Source organism: Arthrobacter sp. HMWF013 (assembly GCF_003061105.1).
In the GTDB taxonomy this organism is placed as follows: domain Bacteria; phylum Actinomycetota; class Actinomycetes; order Actinomycetales; family Micrococcaceae; genus Arthrobacter.
Genome location: NZ_QAIQ01000596.1, coordinates 1 through 7,300 on the forward strand (window position 1 = coordinate 1; position 7,300 = coordinate 7,300).

Annotated in this window: 6 protein-coding genes and 1 pseudogene; 1 reads left to right on the forward strand and 6 read right to left on the reverse strand. The window is 62.5% G+C overall.

Features of this window, described 5'->3' with window-relative positions:
* Positions 1–52: 52 nt before the first annotated feature.
* A complete protein-coding gene (fdxA, locus tag DBR22_RS20160; protein ID WP_108600463.1) occupies positions 53–376 on the reverse strand; it encodes a ferredoxin in 324 nt (107 codons plus the stop codon).
* A 132-nt stretch (positions 377–508) separates the two neighbouring features.
* Between fdxA and DBR22_RS20165 the strand changes: the two genes are divergently transcribed.
* The gene (locus DBR22_RS20165) at positions 509–748 is read left to right on the forward strand and encodes a putative acetyltransferase (protein ID WP_258229338.1); all 240 of its coding nucleotides are present in this window, start codon (positions 509–511) and stop codon (positions 746–748) included.
* Positions 749–851: 103 nt separating this feature from the next.
* On the opposite strand, the gene typA is transcribed toward DBR22_RS20165, so the two are convergent.
* The 5 genes and pseudogenes from typA to DBR22_RS20190 all read right to left on the reverse strand — a co-directional run.
* Positions 852–2,780, reverse strand: a complete 1,929-nt coding sequence (gene typA, locus DBR22_RS20170) for a translational GTPase TypA (RefSeq protein WP_108600464.1) — start codon at positions 2,778–2,780, stop codon at positions 852–854.
* 285 nt (positions 2,781–3,065) lie between these two features.
* A complete protein-coding gene (locus DBR22_RS20175; protein ID WP_108600465.1) occupies positions 3,066–4,769 on the reverse strand; it encodes a dipeptide ABC transporter ATP-binding protein in 1,704 nt (567 codons plus the stop codon).
* An 11-nt stretch (positions 4,770–4,780) separates the two neighbouring features.
* Positions 4,781–5,725, reverse strand: coding sequence for an ABC transporter permease (locus tag DBR22_RS20180; RefSeq protein WP_108600466.1), 945 nt, complete (start codon positions 5,723–5,725; stop codon positions 4,781–4,783).
* On the reverse strand, positions 5,715–6,644 hold the full coding sequence (locus DBR22_RS20185) for an ABC transporter permease (RefSeq protein WP_108600467.1): 930 nt from the start codon (positions 6,642–6,644) through the stop codon (positions 5,715–5,717). The genes DBR22_RS20180 and DBR22_RS20185 overlap by 11 nt, the downstream gene beginning before the upstream one ends.
* 124 nt (positions 6,645–6,768) lie before the next feature.
* Positions 6,769–7,300, reverse strand: a pseudogene (locus tag DBR22_RS20190) (ABC transporter substrate-binding protein); the annotation flags it as partial.

Here is a 7,300-nt window from a genome sequence, read left to right on the forward strand (position 1 = left end):
AGGCAGGCTCAGGCCAAAGCTGTTCACGGCTGCGGTCAACGGTGGGCCCGGGTCAGTCTTGGTTCTGCGGCGGCAGGGCGGCGATCATCGGGTGGTCCTTGCCCGTGTTGCCGATCTTGGCAGCGCCACCGGGCGAGCCCAGGTCATCGAAGAACTCTACGTTGGCCTTGTAGTAGTCGGCCCACTCTTCCGGGGTGTCATCCTCGTAGTAGATGGCCTCCACCGGGCAAACCGGCTCGCAGGCGCCACAGTCGACGCACTCATCCGGATGGATGTACAGGGAACGCTCACCCTCATAGATGCAGTCAACGGGGCATTCCTCAATACATGCCTTGTCCTTGACATCTACACACGGCTGCGCGATTACGTACGTCACGTCCCTGGCCTCTCCACGATTTTCCGGCATCCGCCGGCACTGAATCCGGCACGTTGGCCGGACTGTTGACTTCTGAGCCTATTATCTCCCAGCCCGTTCCCGCGAACCTAGCCGCCCACTTAGTATGAAGTGGTGAGTCTCCCCCCGCCGTCGCCCGCCGAATTCCTGGCGTCCGCTTCCCCCGAAACCCGGGTGGTGGTCCGCTACCGGATCGAAGGCGGCCTGACCGATGCGCTGGGACTGCTGGTGGGAACCGCCGACGGCGACTGCACCGTCCGCACGCGGCAGGCCGACGTCGTGATCCCCTTGGTAAATGTAGTGGCAGCCAAGGAAGTGCCGGCCGCTCCCCCGCGGCGCCGGCCCCGCGTCTGAGTTCCAAGGCGCGGCTGACTTCGGGCAAAAAGAAACTGCCGGTACGACGGCGGGAGTCCCGCCTGCCGTACCGGCAGTTTTTTCTTGAGGCGTGCGTCAGTGCTTAGACCTTGGCGCGGGCGCGCGTGGCCTTGGCGCGGTCGCTGGCGTCCAGGATGAGCTTCCGGATACGGATGGACTCCGGGGTCACCTCAACGCACTCGTCTTCGCGGGCGAATTCCAAGGATTCTTCCAGGGTCAGGTTGCGCGGCGGGGTCATGTTCTCAAAGGTGTCCGAGGACGCTGCACGCATGTTGGTGAGCTGCTTTTCCCTGGTGATGTTCACGTCCATGTCATCGGCGCGTGAGTTCTCGCCAACGATCATGCCTTCGTAGACCTCGGAGGTGGGCTGCACGAAGAACGACATGCGTTCCTGGAGCTTGATCATCGCGAACGGGGTGACCACGCCAGAGCGGTCAGCCACGATCGAACCGTTGGTGCGGTACTCGATCGGGCCGGCCCACGGCTCGTAGCCCTCGGCGATGGAGGCTGCGATGCCGGCGCCACGGGTGTCCGTGAGGAACCTGGTGCGGAACCCGATCAGGCCACGGGCCGGAACGATGAACTCCATGCGGCACCAGCCGGTGCCGTGGTTGGCCATGTTGGTCATGCGGCCCTTGCGGGCAGCCATCAGCTGGGTGACGGCACCGAGGTACTCTTCCGGCACGTCGATGGTCATGTGCTCCATCGGCTCGTGGATCTTGCCGTCGACGGTCTTGGTAACAACCTGCGGCTTGCCAACAGTCAGTTCGAAGCCTTCACGTCGCATCTGCTCAACCAGGATTGCCAGCGCCAGCTCGCCACGGCCCTGGACTTCCCAGGCGTCGGGACGCTCGGTGGGGAGAACCTTGATGGAGACGTTACCGATCAGTTCCTTGTCCAGGCGGTCCTTGACCTGGCGGGCCGTGACCTTGGCGCCCTTGACCCGGCCGGCCAGCGGCGAGGTGTTGATACCAATGGTCATGGAGATGGCGGGATCGTCCACGGTGATCAGCGGCAGCGGCTGCGGGTTGTCGACGTCGGTCAGGGTCTCACCAATGGTGATTTCCTCGATGCCGGCGACGGCGACGATTTCACCCGGGCCTGCGGACTCGGCCGGGACGCGGTCCAGTGCCTTGGTGGCGAGCAGTTCGGTGATCTTGACGTTCTTGAGCTCTCCGTTGGCGCGGGCCCAGGCGACGGTCTGGCCCTTGCGCAGGGTGCCGTTGTAGATGCGCAGCAGTGCGAGGCGGCCCAGGAACGGCGAGGCGTCAAGGTTGGTGACGTGGGCCTGGAGGACACCGTTCGGGTTGTACGTCGGGGCCGGGATGTGCTCGATGATGGTCTTGAACAGCGGCTCAAGGTCCTCGTTGTCCGGAGCGGAGCCGTCGGCGGGCTGGTCCAGGGAGGCGCGGCCCACCCTCGCTGCTGCGTAGACAACGGGAACTTCAAGGATCTTGTCGAGGTCCAGGTCCGGAACTTCGTCGGCGAGGTCCGAGGCGAGGCCCAGGAGCAGGTCCATGGACTCGTGCACAACTTCGTCGATGCGGGCGTCGGGGCGGTCGGTCTTGTTGACCAGCAGGATGACGGGCAGGTGCGCGGCCAGGGCCTTGCGCAGCACGAAGCGGGTCTGCGGCAGCGGACCTTCGGAAGCGTCAACGAGGAGTACAACGCCGTCGACCATGGACAGGCCGCGCTCCACCTCGCCACCGAAGTCGGCGTGGCCGGGGGTGTCGATCACGTTGATGGTGATGGTCTCGCCCTTGGAGGACGGTCCGTTGTAGGCCACGGTGGTGTTCTTGGCCAGGATGGTGATGCCCTTTTCGCGCTCCAGGTCACCGGAGTCCATCACGCGGTCTTCGAGGTGGTTGTGCTCGGCAAAAGAGTTGGTCTGCTTGAGCATGGCGTCGACCAGAGTGGTCTTGCCGTGGTCAACGTGGGCCACGATCGCGACGTTGCGCAGGTCACTGCGCGATGCAGTGGCTACCGCGGTGTTGGTGGTGGTTTCAGACATGCGTGAGTGCTCGATTCAGTGGTGAAGTCAGCTGTTGTATCGCCGCATTTCCAACCGGAACGCACGACGGATTGGCCCATTAACACAGGGCGCCTTCCATCATTCTAGACGCTGAGGCATTTATTGGCCTAAAAATCGCAGCCGGACGGCATCCCGCCGGGGTTAGAATCCCGCCCATTGCGCCGGCGGGAGTGACGAAGCTCACCCGAATCCGTGGCTTGCGGGGGAAAGGAAGGAGCCGGTGCCCTGAGGGCACCGGCTCCAACCGCTGGATCAACCGAAAGCTCAGGCCACCTCGGGCGGGAGCATCAGCTTCGCCCCCGGGATGGCGTTCAGCAGAGCCTTGGTGTAGTCCTGCTGCGGCGACTCAAAGACGTCGTCCGTGGAGCCGGTCTCAACCAGCTTCCCCTTCTCCATCACGCACACGTGGTCAGCGATCTGGCGCACCACCGCGAGGTCGTGCGTGATGAACAGGTAGGTCAGCCCCAGGTTGGCCTGCAGGTCCGCGAGCAGGTTCAGCACCTGGGCCTGGACCAGCACGTCAAGGGCCGACACGGCTTCGTCGCAGATGATCACTTCCGGGTCCAGGGCAAGAGCACGCGCAATGGCAACACGCTGGCGCTGGCCGCCGGACAGCTCGTTGGGGAACCGCTGCATGCTCGACTGCGGCAGGGACACCTGGTCCAGCAGTTCGCGGACCTTCTTCACCCTGCTCGCTTTGTTGCCGATCTTGTGGACCCGCAAGGGCTCTTCGATGGTCCTGAAGATGTTGTACATGGGGTCCAGCGACCCGTAGGGGTCCTGGAAGATCGGCTGCACCCGGCGCCGGAACTTGAAGAGTTCCGCCGGCTTCAGTGCAGCCGTATCCACGCCGTCGAACAGGATCTTTCCCTCCGTCGGCTTTTCCAGCTGGAGGACCATCTTGGCCACGGTGGACTTTCCGGAGCCGGACTCCCCCACGATGGCCGTAGTGGTTCCCCTGGTGACGTCAAAGCTGACGCCGTCCACCGCTGCAAAGTCGGTTGCCTTGCCCAGCCCCTGTCGGAGCTTGTAGACCTTCCGCAGGTCCTGGATCTTCAGGACGTGATCTGCGGCCGGTTCTTCGGTGGGCGCAAGGAGGTCGGCCGCTTCCACGCCCAGTTCCTTGGCAACCTGGATCCGTCGGCTCGCCAGGGAGGGAGCGGACTCAACCAGCCGCTTGGTGTACGGGTGCCGCGGATTCCGGAGCAACTCCAGGGACGGACCGGACTCCACGACCTGTCCTTGGTACATGACCACGACTTTGTCAGCACGCTCCGCTGCCAGGCCCAGGTCATGGGTGATGAGCAGGACAGCCGTGCCCAGGTCAGTGGTCATGGTGTCAAGGTGATCCAGGATCTGCCGCTGGACAGTCACGTCCAGTGCCGACGTCGGCTCGTCTGCAATCAGAAGCCGCGGCTGGCACGAGAGCCCGATCGCAATGAGCGCGCGCTGGCGCATACCGCCGGAGAACTCGTGGGGGTACTGGTTTGCGCGCCGGTGGGCATCCGGGAGTCCGGCCTGCTCAAGGACCTTGGCGATGTCGTCCGGGCCACTGGGCCGGCCGTTCGCGCGAAGGGTTTCCTTGACTTGGTAGCCAATCTTCCAGACCGGGTTCAGGTTGGACATCGGGTCCTGCGGCACCATGCCGATGGTGTTGCCGCGGAGTTCAATCATCCGCTTTTCGCTGGCGTGGGCAATATCCTCGCCATCAAGAAGGATCTGCCCGCCGGTCACCGCACCGTTGTTCGGCAGGAGCCCGATCGCGGCCAACGCCGTAGTGGACTTGCCCGAGCCGGACTCCCCCACAATCGCCACAGTTTCACCAGGCATGATGGTCAGGTGGGCGTTTCGCACTGCCTGGACTTCGCCGGTGCTGGTCTTGAAGGTGATGGCGAGGTCACGGATTTCCAGGAGTGGTTTGACTCCTGAATTGCCTGCTTCCTCGACATGAACATCGGGAATCGTCATGTTGTTTTCTCTCATCGCTGCCTGCTCTTCGGGTCGAGGGCGTCACGTACGGCGTCGCCCAACATGATGAAGCTCAGGACCGTAATGGACAAAGCTGCAGCAGGGTAAAGCATGATCTCCGGCTTTGTCCGGATGGACGACTGCGCGCCGGCAATGTCGTTGCCCCAGGACATGATGCTTTGCGGCAACCCAATGCCCAGGAATGACAGGGTGGCCTCGAGGACGATGAAGATGCCCAGGTTCAGGGTGGCCATAACAATGATCGGTGCCAGTGCATTCGGCAGGACGTGGCGCAGGAGCGCACCGACCCTCGACACGCCCAAAGCTCGGGCGGCAGTCACAAAATCTGCGTTTCGGACCTCGATGACTGCGCCACGGGCAATGCGCGCCATTTGGGGCCACGTCAGCAGCGCAATGATCACCACCACCGTCCACACGCTTTTGTTGTCACGGAAAAACGGCAGCTGGGTGATAACCAGGGCGCCAAGGACCAACGGCAAAGCAAAGAAAATATCACCGAGACGTGCGAGGACCGAGTCAACCCAGCCACCGTAGTAGCCGGCGATCGCGCCAATCGTCACTCCGATGATCACCACGCAAATCACAGACAGGAGGCCCACGGAGAGCGAAGCCTGTGTTCCGTGGACAACCCTCGAATAGATATCGCACCCCTGGAAGGTGAATCCGAAAGGATGACCGGGAGCCGGACCTGCTTCGGAATTGCCGAGCTGGCAGTCATCATTGGGCGGCACAGTCGAGAGCAGTCCGGGGAACAGCGCGATGATCATCAACGCCAGGATCAACAGCGACGAAATGATGAACAGCGGACGACGGCGGAGCTTGCGCCACGCATCGGACCACAGGCTCAGTGGCGCCTGCTCAGTCTTGAGCGTGTCGGTCGCGAGCAGCGGCGTTTCGTCGATGGGCGCCACAAAGTGGCTGTTTTTACTGGTCATAACGAATCCTTGGGTCCAGCCAGGCGTACAGGAGATCAACGAGCAGGTTGGCTACCACAAATACCAGAACCAGCACGCTGACTATGGAGACAATGGTGGGCCCCTCAGTCCGCAAGGTGGCCTGATAGAGCTTGTTGCCCACCCCTGGCACGTTGAAGATGGCTTCGGTGACAATGGCGCCACCCATCAGACCGCCAAGGTCTGCGCCCAGGAAGGTGACTACGGGGATCAGGGAGTTGCGCAGGATATGTGCCATCACAACCCGGGGCCGGGAAAGGCCCTTTGCTGTGGCAGTCCGCACGTAATCGGCATTCATGCTCTCGCTGACCGAAGCACGCGTCAGGCGAAGGACATAGGCAAACGACACAAGGCCCAGCACGGTGGCCGGCAGCAGCAGGTTGCCCCAGTCGGCGTTAGCGCCGACTGTCGGTTTGGCCCAGCCCAGCTGGACTCCGAAGACCAACTGGAAAACAAAGCCAAGGACAAACGTGGGAACAGCGATGACTACGAGCGAGGCGACCAGCACGGTGGAATCAAACACGCCACCACGACGCAGGCCGGCAAAGACACCGAATGCCACGCCGAATACGGTCTGGATAAGCAACGCTTCAAGTGCCAGCATCGCGGTTACGGGAAAGACCCTCGCCAATGAGGCAGCGATCGGCTGTCCGGTGAAGTCGTTGCCGAGGTTGAAAGTGAAAATGTTCTGCAGGAACAGGCCGTACTGGACCCAGAAGGGTTCATCCAGGTGGTACTGGCTGCGCAGTGTGTCGATCACTGCCTGCGGGGGTTGGCGGTCGCCAAAGAGGGCCGCAATGGGGTCACCCGGTAGGGCGAAAACCATGTAGTACACCAGCAGGGTAGTGCCGAGGAAGACGGGGATGGCCTGAAGGAGCCTGCGGAGGATAAAGCGGACCACCGGATCACCGGCCTTCGGGGAGCGAAGAAGGGAATTTCATGGGTGCCTTCCTGCCGAACAGGACAATGGGGGCCCGGCTTAGTGCCGGACCCCCATACGCCTGCGGCAAGTTAGATCGTGGAGACTACTTGGCCGTGATGTTGTAGTAGAGAACTCCGCCATTCCAGCCGGTTTCGGCCTTGATGACGTTCTCGCTCCAGACGATCGGCTTGGCCTGGTCCCAGAGGGGCAGACCCGGAAGATCCTTGAAGAGGATCTCCTGTGCCTCGTTGAACTTCTCGTTGGCTTCCTCGGTGGACTTGGCCGCAAGGCCTTCCTTGAGGAGGCTGTCGAACTCGGGGTTCGAGTACTTCTCGTAGTTGGAGGAAGCACCCGTGGCCCAGACCGGTCCGAGGAAGTTGTAGAGCGACGGGTAGTCGCCCTGCCAGCCGGCGCGTGACAGGCCCGGGAGGGACTGGGACTTGCGCAGGTTCAGTACTTCAGCGAACTTGGCAAAGGGCTGGATTTCGGACTGGATGCCGAGGTTGTTCTTGAAACCGTTGGCTACGGCGTCGATCCATTCCTTGTTGCCACCATCGGTGTTGGAGGCAATCTGAAGCGGCTTCGAATCGTCGTACGGCTGGATCTTTTCAGCCTGTGCCCACAGGTCCTTGGCC

What these genes read in the sequence shown, in the direction of transcription:
- typA (WP_108600464.1), bottom strand. Translation starts at nt 2,780, where the DNA reads ATGTCTGAAACCACCACCAACACCGCGGTAGCCACTGCATCGCGCAGT.
- DBR22_RS20175 (WP_108600465.1), bottom strand. Translation starts at nt 4,769, where the DNA reads ATGACGATTCCCGATGTTCATGTCGAGGAAGCAGGCAATTCAGGAGTC.
- DBR22_RS20180 (WP_108600466.1), bottom strand. Translation starts at nt 5,725, where the DNA reads ATGACCAGTAAAAACAGCCACTTTGTGGCGCCCATCGACGAAACGCCG.